General features: G+C 68.5%; 22 protein-coding genes. 17 read left to right on the forward strand and 5 right to left on the reverse strand.

From position 1 onward, the window contains the following. Positions 1-111 precede the first annotated feature (111 nt). Together AC3A5Z_RS00185 and AC3A5Z_RS00190 are read left to right on the forward strand one after the other, a co-directional pair. Entirely contained in the window at positions 112-864 is a 753-nt protein-coding gene (locus tag AC3A5Z_RS00185; RefSeq protein WP_487517412.1) for an SDR family oxidoreductase, read from the forward strand. Further along, a complete protein-coding gene (locus AC3A5Z_RS00190; RefSeq protein WP_487517413.1) occupies positions 861-1475 on the forward strand; it encodes an enoyl-CoA hydratase/isomerase family protein in 615 nt (204 codons plus the stop codon). The genes AC3A5Z_RS00185 and AC3A5Z_RS00190 overlap by 4 nt, the downstream gene beginning before the upstream one ends. 156 nt (positions 1476-1631) lie before the next feature. Here AC3A5Z_RS00190 and AC3A5Z_RS00195 read toward each other — a convergent pair whose 3' ends face one another. Then, on the reverse strand, positions 1632-3836 hold the full coding sequence (locus AC3A5Z_RS00195; RefSeq protein WP_487517414.1) for a DEAD/DEAH box helicase: 2205 nt from the start codon (positions 3834-3836) through the stop codon (positions 1632-1634). Between the two features lie 204 nt (positions 3837-4040). Between AC3A5Z_RS00195 and AC3A5Z_RS00200 the strand changes: the two genes are divergently transcribed. The 3 genes from AC3A5Z_RS00200 to AC3A5Z_RS00210 are packed head-to-tail and all read left to right on the forward strand — an operon-like array spanning position 4041 to position 5813. After that, positions 4041-4682, forward strand: a complete 642-nt coding sequence (locus AC3A5Z_RS00200) for a TetR/AcrR family transcriptional regulator (RefSeq protein ID WP_487517415.1) — start codon at positions 4041-4043, stop codon at positions 4680-4682. A 24-nt stretch (positions 4683-4706) separates the two neighbouring features. Beyond that, entirely contained in the window at positions 4707-5057 is a 351-nt protein-coding gene (locus tag AC3A5Z_RS00205; protein ID WP_136793079.1) for a DUF1428 domain-containing protein, read from the forward strand. Positions 5058-5066: 9 nt separating this feature from the next. Beyond that, positions 5067-5813 carry a VOC family protein gene (locus AC3A5Z_RS00210; RefSeq protein ID WP_487517416.1) on the forward strand — a complete coding sequence of 249 codons (747 nt, stop codon included), beginning with the start codon at positions 5067-5069 and terminating at the stop codon, positions 5811-5813. A 1-nt stretch (position 5814) separates the two neighbouring features. Here the strand turns inward: AC3A5Z_RS00210 and AC3A5Z_RS00215 are convergent, their stop codons facing one another. Next, the gene (locus tag AC3A5Z_RS00215; protein WP_487517417.1) at positions 5815-6453 is read right to left on the reverse strand and encodes a GDSL-type esterase/lipase family protein; all 639 of its coding nucleotides are present in this window, start codon (positions 6451-6453) and stop codon (positions 5815-5817) included. Between the two features lie 131 nt (positions 6454-6584). On the opposite strand from AC3A5Z_RS00215, the gene trxA reads away from it, so the two are divergent. Genes trxA through AC3A5Z_RS00230 form a run of 3 tightly spaced genes read left to right on the forward strand, consistent with a single transcriptional unit; the run spans position 6585 to position 8344 of the window. Beyond that, complete coding sequence (trxA, locus tag AC3A5Z_RS00220; RefSeq protein WP_487517418.1) at positions 6585-7499, forward strand: thioredoxin; 915 nt, start codon at positions 6585-6587, stop codon at positions 7497-7499. A 27-nt stretch (positions 7500-7526) separates the two neighbouring features. After that, on the forward strand, positions 7527-8171 hold the full coding sequence (locus AC3A5Z_RS00225) for an LON peptidase substrate-binding domain-containing protein (protein ID WP_487517419.1): 645 nt from the start codon (positions 7527-7529) through the stop codon (positions 8169-8171). Next, positions 8168-8344 (forward strand): Trm112 family protein, encoded by a 177-nt coding sequence (locus AC3A5Z_RS00230; protein ID WP_487517420.1) that lies wholly within the window; start codon positions 8168-8170, stop codon positions 8342-8344. The genes AC3A5Z_RS00225 and AC3A5Z_RS00230 overlap by 4 nt, the downstream gene beginning before the upstream one ends. Before the next feature lie 24 nt (positions 8345-8368). Here the strand turns inward: AC3A5Z_RS00230 and AC3A5Z_RS00235 are convergent, their stop codons facing one another. Then, positions 8369-9592 (reverse strand): FAD-dependent monooxygenase, encoded by a 1224-nt coding sequence (locus AC3A5Z_RS00235; RefSeq protein ID WP_487517421.1) that lies wholly within the window; start codon positions 9590-9592, stop codon positions 8369-8371. An 81-nt stretch (positions 9593-9673) separates the two neighbouring features. Here AC3A5Z_RS00235 and AC3A5Z_RS00240 point away from each other — a divergent pair, with 81 nt between their 5' ends. The 4 genes from AC3A5Z_RS00240 to AC3A5Z_RS00255 all read left to right on the forward strand — a co-directional run bounded on the left by AC3A5Z_RS00240 (position 9674) and on the right by AC3A5Z_RS00255 (position 16329). Next, complete coding sequence (locus AC3A5Z_RS00240; RefSeq protein ID WP_487517422.1) at positions 9674-10999, forward strand: amidase; 1326 nt, start codon at positions 9674-9676, stop codon at positions 10997-10999. A 124-nt stretch (positions 11000-11123) separates the two neighbouring features. Next, a complete protein-coding gene (locus tag AC3A5Z_RS00245; protein ID WP_487517423.1) occupies positions 11124-12302 on the forward strand; it encodes an aminotransferase class I/II-fold pyridoxal phosphate-dependent enzyme in 1179 nt (392 codons plus the stop codon). A gap of 11 nt (positions 12303-12313) precedes the next feature. Continuing rightward, complete coding sequence (locus AC3A5Z_RS00250) at positions 12314-15640, forward strand: DNA translocase FtsK (protein WP_487517424.1); 3327 nt, start codon at positions 12314-12316, stop codon at positions 15638-15640. Between the two features lie 83 nt (positions 15641-15723). Further along, on the forward strand, positions 15724-16329 hold the full coding sequence (locus AC3A5Z_RS00255) for a LolA family protein (RefSeq protein ID WP_487517425.1): 606 nt from the start codon (positions 15724-15726) through the stop codon (positions 16327-16329). A gap of 40 nt (positions 16330-16369) precedes the next feature. Here AC3A5Z_RS00255 and AC3A5Z_RS00260 read toward each other — a convergent pair whose 3' ends face one another. Continuing rightward, complete coding sequence (locus AC3A5Z_RS00260; RefSeq protein ID WP_487517426.1) at positions 16370-16951, reverse strand: transglycosylase SLT domain-containing protein; 582 nt, start codon at positions 16949-16951, stop codon at positions 16370-16372. Positions 16952-17252: 301 nt separating this feature from the next. Here AC3A5Z_RS00260 and hspQ point away from each other — a divergent pair, with 301 nt between their 5' ends. After that, positions 17253-17579 (forward strand): heat shock protein HspQ, encoded by a 327-nt coding sequence (gene hspQ, locus AC3A5Z_RS00265; protein WP_487518600.1) that lies wholly within the window; start codon positions 17253-17255, stop codon positions 17577-17579. 196 nt (positions 17580-17775) lie between these two features. Here hspQ and AC3A5Z_RS00270 read toward each other — a convergent pair whose 3' ends face one another. After that, positions 17776-18126 (reverse strand): ArsR/SmtB family transcription factor, encoded by a 351-nt coding sequence (locus AC3A5Z_RS00270; protein WP_487517427.1) that lies wholly within the window; start codon positions 18124-18126, stop codon positions 17776-17778. Positions 18127-18355: 229 nt separating this feature from the next. Here AC3A5Z_RS00270 and AC3A5Z_RS00275 point away from each other — a divergent pair, with 229 nt between their 5' ends. The 4 genes from AC3A5Z_RS00275 to AC3A5Z_RS00290 all read left to right on the forward strand — a co-directional run bounded on the left by AC3A5Z_RS00275 (position 18356) and on the right by AC3A5Z_RS00290 (position 20386). Beyond that, complete coding sequence (locus AC3A5Z_RS00275) at positions 18356-18691, forward strand: AtpZ/AtpI family protein (RefSeq protein ID WP_487517428.1); 336 nt, start codon at positions 18356-18358, stop codon at positions 18689-18691. 1 nt (position 18692) lies between these two features. Further along, positions 18693-19481, forward strand: a complete 789-nt coding sequence (locus AC3A5Z_RS00280) for a F0F1 ATP synthase subunit A (RefSeq protein ID WP_487517429.1) — start codon at positions 18693-18695, stop codon at positions 19479-19481. Between the two features lie 47 nt (positions 19482-19528). Beyond that, positions 19529-19765 (forward strand): F0F1 ATP synthase subunit C, encoded by a 237-nt coding sequence (locus AC3A5Z_RS00285; RefSeq protein ID WP_107665730.1) that lies wholly within the window; start codon positions 19529-19531, stop codon positions 19763-19765. Between the two features lie 75 nt (positions 19766-19840). Continuing rightward, the gene (locus AC3A5Z_RS00290) at positions 19841-20386 is read left to right on the forward strand and encodes a F0F1 ATP synthase subunit B' (protein WP_487517430.1); all 546 of its coding nucleotides are present in this window, start codon (positions 19841-19843) and stop codon (positions 20384-20386) included. Positions 20387-20390 lie beyond the last annotated feature (4 nt).

A 20390-nucleotide genomic window follows, 5' to 3' on the forward strand; every position in this document is an offset into this window, starting at 1 on the left:
AACATCACATGGTGCCGCAACATCCGATGCGGCGCTGAAAGGGTCAAGGCTTTCCGTTCCCGGCAGGCTTGGGGTAACAAGGCATCACGACGACAGGAAAGGAAGCGGAGCATGAGCGGTATGGACGGCAAGGTAGTGGCGATCACCGGCGCCAGCCGGGGCATCGGTGCGGCGGCGGCCCGGGTTTTCGCCGAGGCGGGGGCCACCGTGGCCCTGCTGGCGCGCAGCGCGACCGAGATCGAGGCACTGGCGCAGGAGATCGGCGACAAGGCCTTCGCGCTCACCTGCGACGTGGCCGACTGGGGCTCCCTGAACGCGGCGGTCGAGGCCATCGTTGCCCGCTGCAGTGGTCTCGACGTCCTCATCAATAACGCAGGAGTGATCGAGCCGATTGCCCATCTGGCCGAAGCCGACCCCGCCGACTGGGCGCGCACCATCGACATCAATCTCACCGGCGTCTTCAACGGCATGCGCGCCGCCGTGCCGCACATGCGCGGCAAGGGCGGCACGATCCTGACCATCAGCTCGGGCGCCGCGCACAACCCGCTCGAGGGCTGGAGCGCCTATTGCGCCTCCAAGGCCGGGGCGGCGATGCTGACCAGCTGCCTGCATGTCGAGGAGGTGGGCCACGGCCTCAGGGTCATGGGCCTCTCCCCCGGTACCGTGGCCACCGACATGCAGATCAAGATCAAGGCCAGCGGCGTAAACCCGGTGAGCCAGCTCGATCCCTCCGCTCATATCCCCACCGACTGGCCGGCACGCGCGCTGCTCTGGATGTGCAGCCCGGCGGCCAACGGCTATCTCGGGCAGGAGATCTCGCTGCGCGACGAGCGCATCCGCCGCGCCGTGGGCCTGATCGCGTGATCCGGGTCGAGGCGGAGGAAGGGCTGCGCATCCTCACCCTCGACCGCAGCGACAAGGCCAATGCCCTGACCGGCGCCATGCTGCGCGAACTCGACGCCGCGGTGGAGGCCGCCGCTACCGCCGGGGTGCGGGCACTGATCCTGACCGGGGCAGGCAAGGTCTTCTCCGCCGGCGCCGATCTCGACGAGGCGCAGAACGGCCTCGCCACCGACCCGGTGTGGGAGCGGCTCTCGGCCCGGATCGCCGCCTTGCCCTGCCTCACCATCGCCGCGCTGAACGGCACGCTGGCGGGGGGCGCCATGGGCATGGCGTTGTCCTGCGACCTGCGCCTCGCCGTGCCGGAGGCGAAGCTGTTCTACCCGGTGATGCGGCTCGGCTTCCTGCCGCAACCCTCCGACCCGGCGCGGCTGGCGGCGCTGGTCGGGCCGTCGCGGGCCAAGCTGCTGCTGATGGGCGGGATGAAGGTGACGGCGGAAGAGGCGCTCGGCTGGGGTCTGGTCGACCGGATCGTCGCCCCGGGCGCGCTTCTGGGCGAGGCGCGGGCTCTCGCCGCCGATGCGCTGGGCGCGAGCGCCGCCCATGTCGCCGGGATCAAGGCGCTGATCGGCTGAGGCGACCGGCTTCGGCCCGCCATGGCAATGCCGCCCGAGAGGGCTCGATGCCCCCGAGGACGGCGCCCCCCGGCCAAACACACCGGCGAAACACCCCGACAACGGAAAAGGGCCGCGCCCTTGCGGAGCGCGGCCCTTCGTTCGATCCCTAGAGGATCACTTCTTCTTCGGCGGCACGAAACGCTTGCTGGTGTCCTTGGCATCTTTCGGCGCGGCGGCCGGCTTGGCCTTGCCGAAAGCCGGCTTGCCGAAGCTCTTGCCCTCGCCGGCATGCGACTTGAACCCGCTCGCCCGCGCCGGTTTGCCCTCGGTCCCGCCGCCATGCGACTTGAACCCGGCCGAGCGCGGCGCCGGCTTGTCGCCAGCCGCCCAGCGGGGTTTCTTGCCCGCCTCGTCGCGCGGCGCCGAAGGCCGGGCCGCGTCGTCGCGCTTGGCATAGGGCTTGGTGCCCTCTTCCCGCTTCACATAGGGCTTGCGCGGCCCGTCCTCGCGCTTGGCGTAGGGCTTGGCGCCCTCCTCGCGCTTGGCATAGGGCTTGGCCGCTTCTTCCCGCTTCGCGTAGGGCTTGCGCTCGGCGCGCGGCGCGGCGTCGTCCGGGGTCCAGGTCTTGGCCGGACGCTCGTCATCCTCGACGATGCGCGACGGTTTCGGCACATAGGCCGGCTTTTCCGGTCGGGCTTTCGTCTCGCCAGCGTCTTCACGCGGCGCGCGGGCGGCGGGGGCGCGGCGTTCCGGCTTGTCGAAGCTCTTGCGCGGCGCGCGTTCCGGGCGGTCCATCGAGGGCTCGCCCTCCAGCCGCAGCATGGTCACGCCCGCTTCCAGGTCGATCCCGGCGCCGAACTTGCCCGCGACCGCCTTGCCGATCTGCACGAAGGTCTCGTCCTCCTGCACCCGGATCGCGCCGATCTCGTTCTTGGTGATGTCGCCCGCGTCGCAGATCTTCGGCAGGAGCCAGCGCGCCTCGGCCCGGCCCGACCGGCCGACCGACACGGTGTACCACACCGCCTCGCCGAATTCCGCCCGCTCGCGCGGCTTCGAGGGCTCGGCGGCCGAACCCACATCCTGCAGCTCCTCCGGGGCCGAGCGCCCCTCGCGCCACATCTTCACGAAAGCCGCCGCCACCTGCTCGGCGCCGAAGCGCTCCAGCAGGGTCGCGCTCATCGCCATCTCGTCGCCCAGATCGGCCCCGAGCAGCGGGTGCTCGAGGATACGCTGGTCATCCTTTTCCTGCACCTCGTCCGCCGATGGCGGCTTGGCCCATTCGGCCACGACCTTGGCGCCCTGCAAGAGCCGCTGCGCTTTGCGGAACTCCGCCGGCGCCACGATCAGCGCCGAGACGCCCTTCGATCCGGCCCGGCCGGTGCGGCCCGACCGGTGCAGCAGCGTTTCCGAGTTGGAGGGCAGATCGGCATGGATCACCAGCTCCAGCCCCGGCAGGTCGATGCCGCGCGCCGCCACGTCGGTGGCGATGCAGACCCGCGCCCGCCCGTCGCGCAGCGCCTGCAGCGCATGGGTGCGTTCCTGCTGGCTCAGCTCGCCCGACAGCGCCACGACCTGAAAGCCGCGGTTGCCCATGCGGGCCAGCAGATGGTTCACCGCCACACGGGTCTTGCAGAAGACGATGGCGGTGCGCGCCTCGTAGAAGCGCAGCAGATTGAAGATCGCATGTTCGCGGTCGCGGGCGGTGACGTTCAGCGCGCGGTATTCGATGTCGACATGCTGCTTGGCCTCGCCAGCCGTCTGCAGCCGCAGCGCGTCGTTCTGGAAATCCTTCGCCAGCTCGGCGATCGCCTTCGGCACCGTGGCCGAGAACATCAGCGTGCGGCGGTCTTCCGGCGCGGCCTGCAGGATGAACTCCAGATCCTCGCGGAAGCCGAGGTCCAGCATCTCGTCGGCCTCGTCCAGCACCGCGGCGCGCAGGCCGGAGAGGTCGAGCGAGCGGCGCTCGATATGGTCGCGCAGACGGCCCGGGGTGCCGACGACGATATGCGCGCCGCGCTCCAGCGCGCGCTTCTCGGTGCGATAGTCCATGCCGCCGACGCAGGTGGCGATCTTGGCGCCCGCCTCGGCATAGAGCCAGTCCAGCTCGCGCGCCACCTGCAGCGCCAGCTCGCGGGTCGGCGCGATGATCAGCGCACCCGGCACGTCGGCGAACAGCAGACGGTCGGCGCCCTGCAGCAGTTCCTGCGCGATGGCGATGCCGAAGGCCACGGTCTTGCCCGAGCCGGTCTGCGCCGACACCAGAAGGTCGCGGCCCGCCGCTTCTTCGGCCAGAACGGCGTCCTGCACCGGGGTGAGGGACTCATAGCCCTTGGCTGCCAGTGCCGCTGCCAGCGGCGCGGCGATTTCGATATGTGTCATGTATTCTGCCTAGAAAGGGGGACGCGCCATGCGTCCGGGTTTACCGGCACCCATTCCCCTTCGCGGTCGGGCCTCCTCGCCCACCGCCCCGGACTCTCGGGCCGTAGCGGGCCTCCTACAGCATAAGCCCGGCGATGTATAGGTGCCGGAGTCAGGCTTGACGACATACCGACTGGTTGGTATGGTTAGACGAAGGAGACCCGCATGCCGCCAGCGCCCGAGACCGCCGCCGATGGACGCAGCCGATTGCTTGCCGCCGCGACGCATCTGATCCGCGACCGGGGCTTCGCCGCCACCTCGGTCGAGGCGATCTGCCGCGAGGCGGGGGTGACCAAGGGCGCCTTCTTCCACCACTTCCCCAGCAAGGACGCGCTGGGGGTGGCCGCCGCCGACCATTGGGCCGCGATGACCGGCCAGCTCTTCGCCGCCGCCCCCTATCACGCCCCGGAAGACCCGCTCGACCGGGTGCTCGCCTATCTCGCCTTCCGCCGCGCCCTCCTGACCGGCGCGATCCACGAATTCACCTGCCTCGTCGGCACCATGGTGCAGGAGGTCCACACTTCCTCGCCCGAGATCCGCGAGGCCTGCGCCCGCTCCATCACCGGCCACGCCGCCACGCTGGAGGCGGATATCGACGCGGCCCGCCAGCGCTACGGCGTCGGCGGCGACTGGACGGCGGCCAGCCTCGCCCTGCACACGCAGGCGGTGCTGCAGGGCGCCTTCATCCTCGCCAAGGCGGGGCAGGGGGCCAGGATCGTGGCCGACAGCCTCGATCATCTGACACGCTACATCGAACAGCTGTTCGACACGCCCGAGCGGCGGGCCAAGGCCGCATCACAGACCTGACCCTGAACCTGAGGAGGAAGTCCGATGAGTTACGTCGATGGTTTTCTGGCAGCCGTTCCCGCCGCCAAGCGCGAGGCCTATGTCGCCTTCGCCACAAGGGCCGCCGCGATCTTCAAGGAGCACGGCGCGCTGAAACTGGTCGAGAACTGGGGCGATGACGTGCCCGAAGGCAAGCTGACCTCCTTCCCGATGGCGGTGAAGCTGGAGGAGGGCGAGGTCGTCGTTTTTTCTTGGGTGATCTGGCCCTCGAAGGAGGCGCGGGTGAAAGGATGGGAAGCCATCATGCAGGACCCGCGCATGCAGGAGGCCGGCGAGATGCCCTTCGACGGCAAGCGGATGATCTACGGCGGTTTCGAAACCGTGCTCGAGGCATGAGGTGCGATCATGCAGGGCACATTCGTCTGGCATGACCTGACCACCGCCGATCCCGAGGCCGCCGCCACCTTCTACCACGGCCTCCTCGGCTGGGAGCGGGCGGCCTTTCCCGGCGCCGAGCCGCCTTACCATGTGATGCTGCTGCAGGGCTCCGGCATCGGCGGCATCACCGGCCTTTCTGCGGGCAGTCCCGGATGGAAGGGCTATATCGCGGTGGAGGACGTCGATGCCGCCGCAGCGAAGGTCGCGGAGCTCGGCGGCAAGGCCGAGCGTGCCGAGACCATGGAGGGCGTCGGCCGCATGGCCCTCGCCACCGACCGCCACGGCGTGCGCTTCGTCCTTTTCGCCCCCGCACCGATGGAGTCGCCGCCGCCTCGCCCCGATCCCTGCACCCCCGGCATGCCGGCCTGGAACGAGCTGCACGGCGGCGCGCTCGACAGCGACGTCGCCTTCTACTCCGGGCTCTTCGGCTGGCAGAAGGGCGAGGCCACCGACATGGGCGCCCTCGGCCTCTACCAGCAGGTGACGGCGGGCGGCGTCCCCATCGGCGGCATGATGACCAAAGTGCCCGACATGCCCGTGCCGACCTGGCTCTACTACTTCCGCTCCGCCGCGGCCGATGCTTCCGCCGCAAGGGTGCAGGAGCTGGGCGGCAAGGTGATCTTTGGCCCGCAGGAAGTGCCGGGCGGGCTCTGGATCCTCCAGTGCCTCGATCCGCAAGGCAATCTCTTCGGTCTGGTCAGCCCCGCGCGCTGAGTCAGGCCAGCGTCGCCAGCACCTGCGCCACGGCCTCGCCGAGCCTGCGATGCTCGGCGGGGCCATAGTGGATGCCATCCTGCTCGCTGGTCTCGATCACCCGCCCCGCATCGAGGAAGGCCACGCCATGCGCCTCGGCCAGCGCCGCGTAAAGCGCCGGCAGCGCCCGTGATTTCGCCGCCGCCCCGATGAACTCCGACGCGATCGGCCCCTGCTCCTTCACCGCGGGCGGGCAGATCAACAGCACCCTGAACCCGCCATGCCGCATCTGCATCAGGGGCCCGAGCGCGATGTCCAGCAGCCCCGCGATCCCGGCGGTGATCATCTCGGGCGTCGCGCCGAAACGGGTCTTGGTGTCGTTCGTCCCCAGCATCAGCGTCATCACGTCGAGCGGCCCGTGGCTCTCCAGCGCCATGCGCAGCCCCAGCCGCCCGTCCATATGCGCCCCCATCACCGGATCGGCGAATTGCGCCGTCCGCCCCGGCAGCCCTTCCTCGGCCAGCGTCCACCCTTCGCCAAGCGCCGCCCGCGCCAGCGTCGGCCAGCGCGTGTCCGCGTCGAAACGCTGGTAGAGCCCCGGCGTCACGATGGGCGGCGTGCCATGGGTGTTGCTGTCGCCGAATGTCAGAAGTCTGCGCATGCGATCCTCCCCCCGAGTGCCTGGGCAGGCTAGGCCGGGCCCGCCTCCGCGACAAGCCTGCCGCCACTTGCCCCTTGGCCTTTTGCAGAGGCATGCGCATATAGGGCGCAACAGTCAGACGGAGGGACCCCATGTTCGGATTTGGCGACAAGACCGCCCCCAGCCCCGCCCCGCAAGGCGACCTGATCAAGGACACGTCCGAAGCGACCTTCATGAAGGACGTGATCGAGACGAGCCGCGATGTTCCGGTGATCGTCGACTTCTGGGCGCCGTGGTGCGGCCCCTGCAAGACCCTCGGCCCGCAGCTCGAAGCCGCGGTGAAGGCGGCGGGCGGCAAGGTCCGCATGGTCAAGGTGAATGTCGACGAGAACCAGATGATCGCCGGTCAGCTGCGCATCCAGTCGATCCCCACGGTCTATGCCTTCTATCAGGGCCAGCCGGTCGATGCCTTCCAGGGCGCTCTGCCGCAATCCGAGCTGAAGAAGTTCGTCGACAAGATCGCCGCCCTCGCCGGTGACGGCGGTCTGGGCGAGGCGCTGGAGGCGGCGGAACAGATGCTGTCGGAAGGCGCCGTGCTCGACGCGCTGGAAACCTTCGCCGCCATCCTCGGCGAGGAGCCGGAGAATGCCGCGGCCTATGGCGGGCTTATCCGCTGCCATCTGGCCTCGGGCGATCTCGACCAGGCGCAGGCGCTGGCCGATGCCGCCCCCGCCGCCATCGCCAAGGCCAAGGAGATCGAGGCCGCCCGCGCCCAGATCGAGCTGGCCCGGCAGGCCGCCAACGCCGGCCCCGAGGCCGAGCTGCGCGCCGCGGTCGAGGCCGAGCCCGACAACCATCAGGCCCGCTTCGATCTGGCGCTCGCCCTCCACGCCGCCGGCAAGGTCGAGGAGGCGGTGGATCAGCTCCTCGATCTCTTCCGCCGCGACCGCGAGTGGAACGACGGCGCCGCCCGGGCGCAGCTCTTCATCATCTTCGAGGCGCTGAAGCCGCAGGACCCGATCGTGCTCAAGGGCCGTCGTCGCCTGTCGTCGATGATATTTGCCTGATGGGGGGCGCGGGCTAGGTTGCCCCTCATGATGAAGCCAGCCGATCTCCCGGATACCATTCCGGTCTTTCCGTTGCCCGGGGCGCTTCTGCTGCCCCGCGCGCGTCTGCCGCTGCACATCTTCGAGCCGCGCTATCTGCAGATGCTGGACGACACGATGAAGACTTCGCACCGGCTGATCGGCATGGTCCAGCCGCGCGAGGTGCCGGGCGGCGCCGAAAAACGCCTTCACGCCATCGGCTGCGCCGGTCGCCTCACCGGCTTTTCCGAAACCGAGGACGGCCGCTACATGGTCACGCTCTCCGGCATCTCGCGCTTCCGCGTGGTGGCCGAGGTGCAGGGCTTCGCCCCCTACCGCCGCTGTTCGGTGGACTGGGCCGCCTTCACCCGCGATCTCGGCGGCACCGAGGACGACAAGGGCTTCCGCCGCGCGCCCTTCCTCGATCTTCTGGGCCGCTATTTTGCCGCGATGGAACTCTCTACCGACTGGGGTAGCCTGAAGGAGGCGGAGGAAGAGCTGCTGATCAACTCGCTGTCGATGCTCTGTCCCTTCGATCCTGAAGACAAGCAGGCGCTGCTGGAGGCGCCCTCGCTGGAAACCCGGCGTGAGACGCTGGTAACATTGATCGAGTTCGCCCTGCGGGGCGGCAATGGTGACGAGGTGATGCAATGACCGGAACCGTGTTCGACCGCCGCATGCTGGAGGCGCTGGTCTGCCCCGTCACCCATGCGGTGCTGAGCTATGACGCCGAGAAGCAGGAGCTGGTGTCGAAGGCCGCCGCGCTGGCCTTCCCGATCCGCGACGGCATCCCGATCATGCTGGTCTCCGAAGCGCGCACCATCTGACGCGCGCCCCGCTGCAGGACGTGCCTAGATCGGCTTGCCCTGCAAGAGCTTCGGCAGATCGCCGGTCAGCCCCGCCGCCTGCCGGATGAAGCCGCGCCGCAGGTTCGGCATGGCGTTCACCAGCCCCATCCCCAGATCGCGGCCCAGCCGCAGGAGCGGGTTGTCGTTGGAGAACAGCCGGTTGACCGTATCCATCCCAAGGGCCAGCGCCGTCGCGTCGAACCGCCGCCAGCGCTGGTAGCGCTCCAGCACATCCATCGCGCCGATATCCTCGCCGCGCCGCGAAGCCAGCGTCAGCACCTCGGCCAGCGCCCCCACGTCGCGCAGCCCGAGGTTCAGCCCCTGCCCGGCGATCGGATGCACCCCATGCGCCGCATCGCCCACCAGAGCCATGCGCGGCGCGATGAAGCTGTTGGCGAGGCTCAGCGACAAGGGATAGGTGAAGCGCGTCCCGGCCAGCGAGATCTCCCCGAGGAAATCCCCGAAGCGCGGCCGCAGCGCCGCGAGATACTCCGCATCCGGCAGCGCCTGGATCGCGGCGGCGGCAGCCTCGCTCTCGCTCCAGACGATGGAACAGAGGTTCCCCGGCAGCGGCAGGATCGCCAGCGGGCCGGAGGGCATGAAATACTGATGCGCGATGCCGTGATGCGGCTTTTCATGCGCGATGGCCGTCACCAGCGCCGTCTGGCCATAGCCCCAGCCGCTGCGCTTGATGCCCGCGCGCTCCGCCGTGCCGCTGCCGCGCCCGTCGCAGCCGATCAGCAGCCGCGCCGCGAGGCTGCGCCCCGAGCCCAGCATCACCGTCACGCCGGACGCCGTCACCTCCTGCGCCACCACGCTCTCGCCTGACAGGAGCGTGATGCGCGGGTCGGCCTGCATCGCGGCAAGGAAGGCCGCGTAAAGATGCCGGTCTTCCAGCATGAAGCCCATCGGGCCTTCCTCGATCTCGGCATGATCGAAGGTCAGGAAGAACGGCGCGGGGCCGTTGCCCGCCTGATCGCTGGTCTTGATCTGCAGGATCGGCTGGCTCTTCGCCGCTACCTTGTCCCAGATGCCGAGCATGCCCAGCAGCCGTTTCGAGGCGATGGCCAGCGCATAGGCGCGGCCATCGAATCCGGCCTCGGCGCGGGCCGGGGCAGGGCGGGCATCGACCACCGTCACGGTGAAGCCGGATTGCGCCAGCGCAAGGGCCAGCGCCGGGCCGTTCAGCCCGCCTCCGGCGATGAGAATATCGGCATCATGGGTCATGGCCTAGATATGGCGGGCCGGGTGGGATTGTCCACAGCGCAGAGCGCCGCTACCGTTCGGGCAAATCACGGGGGAAGAAAGATGAACTGGCTTTACATGACGGCGGCGGATCTCGGGCGCGGGATTGCCGATGGCTCGATCCATGCGGTGGAACTGACCGAGGCCTATCTCGACGCCATTGCCGCCCATCCCGAGGCCGGTCGCATCTATGCCCGCACCACCCCCGACCGCGCCCGCAACGAGGCGATGGCCGCCGCCGAACGCGCCAAGGCCGGGCTGCGGCACGGCCCGCTCGATGGCGTGCCGATCTCGTGGAAGGATCTGTTCGATTCGGCGGGTGTCGCCACCGAATCCGGCTCGGCGCTGCTGGAAGGCCGGGTGCCCGCCGCCGATGCCGCCGTGCTGCGCACCGCGACGGCCCAGGGCCTCGTCTGTCTGGGCAAGACCCACATGTCGGAACTGGCCTTCTCCGGTCTCGGGCTCAACCCCGTCACCGCGACGCCGCCCTGCATAAACGATCCCGCCGCTGTGCCCGGCGGCTCCTCCTCGGGCGCTGCGGCCTCGGTCGCCTTCGGGCTGGCGGCGGCGGGCATCGGCTCCGACACCGGCGGCTCGGTCCGCATCCCCTCCGCCTGGAACGATCTCGTCGGGCTGAAGACCACCGCCGGGCGCGTCACGCTCGAAGGCACCGTGCCGCTCTGCGAGATGTTCGACACCATCGGCCCGCTCGCCCGCAGCGTCGAGGATTGCGCGCTGCTGCTTGCCGCGATGGAGGGCACCCGCGCCCCCGACCTGCGCGGCGCGAGCCTTCAGGGCCAGCGCTTCCTCGTCCTGGAAACCGTCGCCCTCGACGACCTGCGCGACGCCCCCGCCCGCGGCTTTCACGACGCCGTCACCCGTCTCGAGGCCGCCGGGGCCGAGATCACCCGGGCGAAGATCCCCGAGGTGACCGAGGCCATGTCGATGGCCGCGATCCTCTTCACCGCCGAGGCCTATGGCATCTGGGGCAAGACCATCGAGGCCGCCCCGGAAAAGATGTTCCCCCGCATCCTCGAACGCTTCCGCTCCGGCGCCGATTTCCGCGCTTCCGACTACGTGGCGTGCTGGCGCCGGATGCACGAGCTGCGCCGGATCTGGACGCAGAAGACCGCCGTCTACGACGCGGTTCTGGTGCCCACCTCGCCGATCCTGCCGCCCGACGCGGCCCGGCTGATGACCGACGACGCCTATTACGTCGCCGAAAATCTGCTCGCCCTGCGCAACACGAGGATCGGCAATCTCTTCGGGCTCTGCGGCCTCAGCCTGCCCACCGGCCAGCCCTCCTGCGGGATCTCGCTGATGGCCGGGCCGGGGCAGGAGGAACGCCTTCTGCGCATGGGTTCGGCCGCCGAACGGGCGCTCGGCTGACGGCGAAAAAGACACAACACCGCCTGTCAAGCCGCGACTTCGCCTGCGTTTTTCTGGACCCCTCGGGAAGTTCTGTCTATCCTGTGACAAAGCGGAGCGACACGACTCCGCAGATGAGGCAGCAATGACTTTCCCCGAGCGGTTTTCGAACCTGCCAGATTACGCATTCCCGCGCCTGCGTGCGCTGCTGGACGCCCATGCGCCCGGCGGCGAGGCCATTGCCATGACCATCGGCGAGCCGCGGCACCCGATGCCCGAGTTCGTCGGTCCGGTGCTGGCCGACTCGCTCTCGGGCTTCGGCATCTACCCGCCCAACGACGGCACGCCGGAGCTGCTGGGCGCGATCTCGGGCTGGCTGCAGCGCCGCTACGGCGTCGATGTGGCGCAGAACCGGATCATGGTGCTGAACGGCACCCGCGAGGGGCTGTTCAACGCCGCCGTGGCGCTCTGCCCCGAACAGAAGAACGGCAAGCGCCCCGTGGTGCTGATGCCGAACCCCTTCTACCAGGTCTACGCCATCGCGGCCTTGGCACTTGGCGCCGAGCCGGTCTACGTCCCCGCCACCGCCGCCACCGGCTTCCTGCCCGATTACGCCAGCCTGCCGAAAGACATCCTCGACCGGGTCTCCGTCGCCTATCTCTGCTCGCCCGCCAACCCGCAGGGCGCCGTGGCCTCGCGCGACTACTGGGCCGGGCTGATGGCGCTGGCCGAGCAATACGATTTCCGCATCTTCGCCGACGAATGCTACTCCGAGATCTGGCGCACCGCCCCGCCCGCGGGCGCGCTCGAGGTGGCCGCGGCGACCGGCGCCGACCCCGAGCGGGTCTTCGTCTTCCACTCGCTGTCCAAGCGGTCCAACCTGCCCGGCATGCGCTCCGGCTTCGTCGCGGGCGGGCCGCAGGGCATGGCGCGCATCCGCCAGCTCCGCGCCTTCGCCGGGGCCCCCTTGCCCCTGCCGATCCAGCGCGTTTCCGAACGGGCATGGCAGGACGAGGCGCATGTCGAGGCGAGCCGCGCGCTCTACCAGCAGAAATTCGCGCTGGCCGATCAGGTCTTCGCCGGGATGCAGGGCTACAAGGGCCCGGAAGGCGGCTTCTTCCTCTGGCTGCCGGTGCCGGATGGCGAGGCCGCGGCGCTGACGCTCTGGCAGGAGACAGGGGTGCGGGTCCTGCCCGGCGCCTATCTGTCGCGTGACGTGAACGGGGAAAACCCCGGCAAGGGCTATATCCGGGTCGCTCTGGTGGCCCCGATTGACGAAATGCAGCGCGGGCTCACCAGGCTTCGCGACTGCCTTTACGGGTGAGGTCGGAACGAATGGCATCCTATCACGTCAGGCAGCGCGATCCGCTTCTGGACCAGAACACCCAGGCCATGCTGGAACGGCGCGGGCGCGAGCTGATGGGCGCGGCGCTGATCCTCGCCGGGATGATCTTCGCGCTGATGCTGATGAGCTATTCGCCCGAAGACCCCGGCTGGATGGTCGCCACCGACGAACCGGCGCAGAACGTCATGGGCCGCTTCGGCGCCGCCGTGGCCTCGACGCTGATGATCATCGGCGGCATGGGGTCCTGGGGCCTGCCGGTCATCCTGCTCGCCTGGGGTGTGCGCTTCGTGCTGCACAAGGGCGAAGAGCGCGCGCTGAGCCGGGTGGTCTTTGCCGTGATCGCCGTGGCCTTGGGCTCGGTCTTCGCTGCCACCCATGTGCCGGGCGCCGACTGGCCGCATTCCTTCGGGCTGGGCGGGCTCTTCGGCGACACCGTTCTGGGCGCGCTGCTCGAGGTGACGCCGCTCGGTGCCGCCATCGGGCTCAAGATGTTCTCGCTGCTCGCGGGCGGTGCGCTGCTGGCCATGGGCCTCTATGTCTGCGGCTTCGATCTGCGCGAGCTGCGCGCGATCGCGCATTTCCTGCTCGTCGGGCTGGTCGTCACCTACAACAACGTGCTGATCCTCGCCACGCGCGGCGCCTCCGGGTCGGCGCAGGCCGCGCTGGCGATGCAGGACCGCTACCGCCAGCACCGCGAGGACCGCGCCGCCGTGGCCGAAGCCGCGGTGCGCGACGATCCGGTGCGCCACAGCGCGCCGCGTCACGGGCAGGGCAGGGGCCTTGCCGCCGCATCCGCCGCCACCTCCGCCGTCGCCGCCACCGCCCCGGCACAGGGGCCGAAGGCTGCCGCCCTCAGCTTCCTCAGCCGGCTGAAGCCGCTGGTCACCCCGGCCGCCTCGCAGGACGACGTGGTCGAGGAGTATCCGCAAGCCTACGGTCGCCCGACCTCGATGCGGATCGAGACGCCGCGCAAGCCGCTGCCGCGCAGCGAAGCCGCCCGCGCCGACAGCCCCCGCGCCGATGCCATGCGCTCCGACACGCTGCGCGCCGAGCCGCGCTATGCCGAACCCGAGCCCGCACCGGCCCCGGCCCGCACCGGCCTGCTGGCCCGCATGCCGCAGCTGATCCGCCGCACGCCCGACCCGGAATCCGAGCTGATCGAGCCGTCGCTCTCCTATGCCGCCTCGACGGCCGACGGCCCCTCCGACGAGCGCATCAAGGCGCGGATCAACGATGTGATCCGCTCGCGCGTCCGTCAGAGCGCGCCGCCGGTCTCGCCGGTCTCCGCCGCTGTCGCCGCCCGGCGCGAGCCGCCGGTGGCGCGGTTGCGCTCGGCGTCGCCGCCGATGGTGGCCGACCAGCGTCGCGGCGCGCCGATGCGCATGCCCGCCGAGCCGCCGGTGGTCGCCTCGCAGCCCAAGCCGAAGACCTTCGCCTCCGGCTTCATCGCCAGCCGCAACGCCCTGCCGGATGCCGTTCCGCTGGCGATCTCGGCGCTCGACGCGCTGAACCCGATGACCGCCCCGCCGCGCCTGCACGGCGCCGCGCACGACGATCTGGACGATGACGCGCCGATGGCCGACGAGATGTTCGACGCCGATACCGTCGAGGATCAGGCAACCTGGCAGGAGCACGAGGATTTCGACGACGACAGCGACTGGGTGCTCGACCCCGCGCCCGAAGTGCATGTGCCGCGCGTCGCCGAACAGAAGCACGTGGTGCAGCCGCCGCTGAAGAAGCCGGTGCAGCCCTCGCGTCAGGCCGTGGCCGAAGCCCAGCCGCGCCTGCGCTTCGAGGAGCAGCAGGTGGAGTACGAACTGCCGCCGCTGGCGCTGCTGTCCAACCCCGCCAACATCGTGCGCAACCCGCTCTCGGTCGAGGCGCTGGAAGAGAACGCGCGGATGCTGGAATCGGTGCTCGACGACTACGGCGTGAAGGGCGAGATCGTCTCGGTCCGCCCCGGCCCGGTCGTCACCATGTACGAACTCGAACCTGCGCCGGGCCTGAAGGCCAGCCGCGTCATCGGTCTGGCCGACGACATCGCCCGCTCGATGTCCGCCCTCTCCGCCCGCGTCTCCACCGTCCCGGGCCGCACCGTGATCGGCATCGAACTGCCCAACGCCACCCGCGAGAAGGTCGTCCTGCGCGAGATCCTCTCGGCCCGCGACTTCGGCGACTCGGCGATGAAGCTGCCGCTGGCACTCGGCAAGGACATCGGCGGCGAGCCGATCATCGCCAACCTCGCCAAGATGCCCCACCTCCTGATCGCCGGCACCACCGGCTCGGGCAAGTCGGTCGCGATCAACACCATGATCCTCAGCCTGCTCTACAAGCTGACGCCCGAGGAATGCCGCCTGATCATGATCGACCCCAAGATGCTCGAACTCAGCGTCTACGACGGCATCCCGCACCTCCTCTCCCCCGTCGTCACCGACCCCAAGAAGGCGGTCGTCGCCCTGAAATGGGTCGTGGGCGAGATGGAGGAGCGCTACCGCAAGATGTCCAAGCTCGGCGTCCGCAACATCGAGGGCTACAACGGCCGCGTCCGCGAGGCGCTGGACCGCGGCGAGATGTTCAAGCGCACCATCCAGACCGGCTTCGACGAGGACACCGGCGAGCCCGTCTTCGAGACCGACGAATACCAGCCCGTCACCATCCCCTACATCGTGGTGGTGGTCGACGAGATGGCCGACCTGATGATGGTTGCCGGGAAGGAGATCGAGGCCTGCATCCAGCGCCTCGCCCAGATGGCCCGCGCCTCGGGCATCCACCTGATCATGGCCACCCAGCGCCCCTCGGTCGATGTCATCACCGGCACGATCAAGGCCAACTTCCCGACCCGGATCTCCTTCCAGGTCACCTCCAAGATCGACAGCCGCACCATCCTGGGCGAGCAGGGGGCCGAGCAGCTCCTGGGCATGGGCGACATGCTCTACATGGCCGGCGGCGCCAAGATCACCCGCATCCACGGCCCCTTCGTCTCCGACGAGGAGGTCGAGGAGATCGTCAACCACCTCAAGTCCTTCGGCCCGCCGACCTACCAGTCCGGCGTCGTCGAGGGGCTGGAGGAGGACAAGGCCGATGACATCGACCTCGTGCTCGGCCTCGGCAGTGGCGATGGCGGCGAGGATGCGCTCTACGATCAGGCCGTGGCCGTGGTCGCCAAGGACCGCAAGTGCTCCACCTCCTACATCCAGCGCAAGCTCGGGATCGGCTACAACAAGGCCGCGCGCCTCGTCGAGCAGATGGAGGAGAACAACGTGGTCACCCCGGCGAACCACGTCGGCAAGCGCGAGATCCTGCTGCCCGAACATTGAGACAGGGGCATTGAAACACGCCTCGCCGCAACGTGACGCGGCGGGGGGTGCGGAACCGGAGGCCAGCGATTAGGTTGAACAGCATGAACCCGTTACGCTTCCTCCTGGCGCCCGCCGCCGTCTTCGCCCTCGCGCTGCCCGCGGCAGCCGAGAAGATCCCCCTTGGCCAGCTGTCGCAGTATCTGAACCAGCTGACCACCGCCGAGACGGATTTCACCCAGGTGAACTCCGACGGCTCGATCTCCACCGGCAAGCTCTTCATCAAGCGCCCCGGTCGGGTGCGCTTCGAATATGCGCCGCCCGATCCCAATCTGGTGATGGCGGGTGGCGGTCAGGTGGCGATCTTCGATTCGAAGTCGAACCAGCCGCCCGAGCAATACCCGCTCAGCCGCACCCCGCTCAGCCTGATCCTCGCCGAGAACGTCAATCTCGGGCAGGCGCGCATGGTGGTCGGCCACAGCGAGGATGGCACCTCGACCCGCGTCCGGGCGCAGGACCCGCAGCATCCGGAATACGGCACGATCGAGATGGTCTTTACCGCCAACCCGGTGGAGCTGCGCCAATGGGTCATCACCGATGACGCGGGCGGCCAGACGACCGTGATCCTGGGCGAGCTGCAGAAGGGTGGCAACCTGCCCGCCTCGCTGTTCAGCATCACCGCCGAAGAAACCAAGCGCAGCCGCCGCTGAACGGGCGCCGCTCAGGCGGCACCCTGGGCCGCCGGCGGGATCACCGCCGGCAGGATGCCAGCTGCGCGCGATAGAGCGCCTCGCGCTGCCCCACGCGCTGCGCCACCGTCAGAAGCCAGGGCTTGGCATTGTAGCTGGCCCGGGCAAAGCCGGTGCGGCCCTCGTGATAGGCGAGATACTGGTTCGCCGCGTCATATTTCGGGATGCCAAGCCGCTGGGTGGAGCCGTGCATGTACCAGCCCATGAAATCGGTCGCGTCCTCGATGCGGTCGCGACGGGCGCGGCGGGCGCGCTGTTCGTCCTGATACTCCTCCCAGGTGCCGTCCAGCGCCTGGCTGTAGCCATAGGCCGAGCTCTGCCGCCCCATCGGGATGATGCCCAGGACGAACTGGTGCGGGGTGCGCGCATTGCCGATGAACTTCGATTCCTGATGGATCGTCGCCATCTGCACCGAGACGGGAACGCCCCATTTGCGTTCGGTGGCGCGCATGGCGCGGTAGTATTGCGGCCGTTCCGCGACGATGCTGCAGGCGTTTTCCAGATCGCGGGGAGCCTCGTAGGAGCCACCGCCGCAGGACGCCAGAAATACCATCAGGATCGACGCACGGAGAAGTCTGCTCATCTGCCCCTCGCACGTTCTGTTTTGCCGAAAGATAGGGCAAAGCGTCTTTGGGGGAAATGGCAACCGGGGCCGCGGGGATCAGAAAAACGCGAGCAGGACGGAACCCGCCTTGCAGTCCGGGGCGTTTGAGCAGATATGCACCGCTCCGCGCGGTCATGTCACGGCGCAGCAATTTGCGGATTGTTCAGGATGTCGGTGCGGTGGACAATGGTCCACAGACTGTTTCCCGCTTCTCTAGCCTCTCCCGGTGGACAATTCGCAGGACAGCAGAATAATGGGTGCGATTGGGGACCGTCAGATGATGTTGAAAACACAGGCCAAGTACCATCTCGGGCAGGTGCTCCGTCATCGGAAGCATCCGTTCCGCGGGGTCGTGTTCGACGTGGACGCGATGTTCTCCAATACCGAGGAATGGTATGACGCCATCCCCGAAGACAGCCGTCCGTCGCGCGACCAGCCGTTCTATCACCTGCTGGCCGAGAACGAGCAGAGCTATTACGTCGCCTATGTCTCCGAGCAGAACCTCGTGCCCGACGAGACCGGCGAACCCGTCGACCACCCCGATCTGGCCGATCTCTTCGGCGATTTCGAGGATGGCCGCTACCCGCTGCAGTTCCAGCTGAACTGAGCCCCAGAGGCCGCCGCCGCTCGGCCCGCGCCCCCTTCTCCCCTCCTGCACCTCTCACGGCTCGCGCTCCAGAAGCCGCCAAAAGGCGCCAAGGTTCACCGCCTCGGTCCGCGTGCTTTCTTCCTTGCGGAAATATCCTCGGGAGGTCCGGAGGGCAGACAGCCCTCCGGGGCCAGACACGGGCGCAGCCTCGCCGTCACGCCTCCGGCGGCCCCGCCTCCGGCACCTCGCAGAGCTCACGCTCCAGAAACCGCTCGAAGGCCTCGAGGTTCACCGGCTCGAACTGCCCGAAGCCCTGCATCCAGACCGAGGCCGCCTTCAGCGCGTCCGGCTCCAGCTTGCACCACTTCACCCGGCCGCGCTTCTCCTGCGTGATGAGCCCCGCCTCGGCCAGCACCTGCAGATGCTTGGAGATCGCCGCCAGCGACATGGCGAAGGGCTCCGCCACATCGGTCACCGCCATGTCGTCCTCCAGCAGCATCGCCAGGATGGCGCGGCGCGTCGGATCGGCGAGGGCGGCGAAGGTGATGTCGAGCGGGTGGACCATGCCGCAGTCTTGGCTGGCCCCCGGCCCATCGTCAACCGCAGGGTTGAATGTCCTGCCCGGCGCCAAAGCCGGTGAAACCGGCGCCCGAGGCGGTTACCAACTGGTTGACGGGTTTTTGAAAACGATTTCAGAACAAGGACATACCCGCATTTTCACGCGTGAAATCCCCTGCTTGACTCGGTTTGCCCCGTTCCGTAGGTATCCCCCGACTGTCGAAGGGACGCATCCGATGGCGGAAGACCCCGATCCTGACCGCCTGCGCGCCCTCGAGGCCCGCATCGCGAAGGTGAAGGGGGCGGCGCCGAAAGATCGCTCCACGGCGGGCAAAGGATTTTCGCAGGGCGAGATGGCCTGGCGGATGGTGATCGAACTGGTCTCCGGCATGCTGCTGGGTCTGTCGATCGGATACGGGCTGGACTGGCTGTTCGGCACGCTTCCCATCTTCCTCGTCATCTTCGCCTTGCTGGGGTTCATCGCCGGGGTGAAGACCATGCTGCGGACGTCGCAGCAGATGGCGACGGACCATGAGAAAGCGGCAGGCAAGCCTGCAGAGCAAGGGGACTGAAGTGGAACACGAAGTCGAAGCCTCCGGTTTTGCGATCCATCCGATGGATCAGTTCGTCGTGAAGAAGTTCTTCTGCACGCCGGAAGACGCTTCGGTCGTGCTGAACGAATGCACCCGGAACATCCATTGGTATGACATCACCAACGTCACCGTCTGGATGGCCGTCGCGGTGCTCGCCATCGGCGCGCTCCTCGTCCTCGGCACCCGCCGCCGGGCGATCGTTCCCTCGCGCAGCCAGTCGGTCGCCGAGCTGCTCTACGGCTTCGTCTACAACATGGTCGAGGAAGTGACCGGCCACGAGGGGGTGAAGTATTTCCCCTACGTGATGACCCTGTTTCTCTTCATCCTCTTCGCCAACCTGCTCGGCCTGCTGCCGATGGCCTTCACCACGACGAGCCACCTCGCCGTGACCGTAACCCTCGCGCTTCTGGTCTTCTTCGGCGTGACCATCCTCGGCTTCGTCAAGAACGGCATCGGGTTCCTCGGCATGTTCTGGGTCACCTCGGCGCCGCTGGCGATCCGGCCGGTGCTCGCGCTGATCGAGGTGATCTCCTACTTCGTCCGCCCGGTCAGCCACTCCATCCGTCTTGCGGGCAACCTGATGGCCGGCCACGCCGTCATCAAGGTGATCGCAGGCTTCGCCTCGCTGGCCATCATGTCGCCGGTCGTCGTGGGCGCCGTGACGGCGATCTACGGGCTGGAGCTGCTGGTGGCCGTCGTGCAGGCCTACGTCTTTACCATTCTGACCTGCGTCTACCTTCGTGACGCGGTGGGCGACAACCACCACTAAGGTCCGATCCTCAACCAACCATCCACATTCCATAAGGAGCTGAAGCTATGGAAGGCGAACTCGCAGAAATGGGCAAGTACATCGGTGCAGGTCTGGCCGCTTTCGGTCTGGGCGGTGCTGGCATCGGTGTGGGCAACATCGCGGGGAATTTCCTCGCCGGCGCCCTGCGCAACCCCTCGGCCGCTCCCGGCCAGACGGCGACCCTCTTCGTCGGCATCGCTTTTGCCGAAGCGCTCGGGATCTTCTCATTCCTGATCGCCCTGCTGCTGATGTTCGCGGTCTGAGACCGAAAACCTTGCCTTCGACCGCACGCGCCCCGGCGCGTGCGGTCAGGTCTGTAGCGGTGCGGGAGAACGACAATGGCGACTGAAGCGCCTAACATGCTTGATGCCGCTGGCCATGGCGGTGCGGAAGCCGTCGGCATGCCGCAACTGAATATGGAAGCCTGGCCGAACCAGATCTTCTGGCTTCTGGTCACGCTGGCCGCGATCTATTTCCTGCTGACGCGGACCGTGCTGCCGAGAATCGGTGCGGTTCTGGCGGAACGGCGTGGCACGATCACCAACGATCTGGCTGCGGCGGAAGAGCTGAAGCAAAAGGCCGTCCTGGCCGAGAAAGCCTATAACGAGGCGCTGGCCCGCGCGCGCAGCGAAGCGGCGAGCATCGTCAGCGAGGCCCGTGCGGCGATCCAGAAGGATCTCGATCTTGCCCTGGCCGAAGCCGATGCCGAAATCTCGGCCCGCTCGGCGGAATCCGAGAAGCGGATCGCCGAGATCCGGGCCGGTGCGCTGGAAAGCGTGACGCAGGTTGCCCGCGATACGGCGCAGGAAATCGTTGCGGCCTTCGGTGGCAAGTCGGACCCCTCGAGCGTCGACGCGGCGGTTGCCGCCCGGATGAAAGGCTGAGCCG

It is taken from the genome of Cereibacter sp. Soil_C_27, assembly GCF_057657095.1.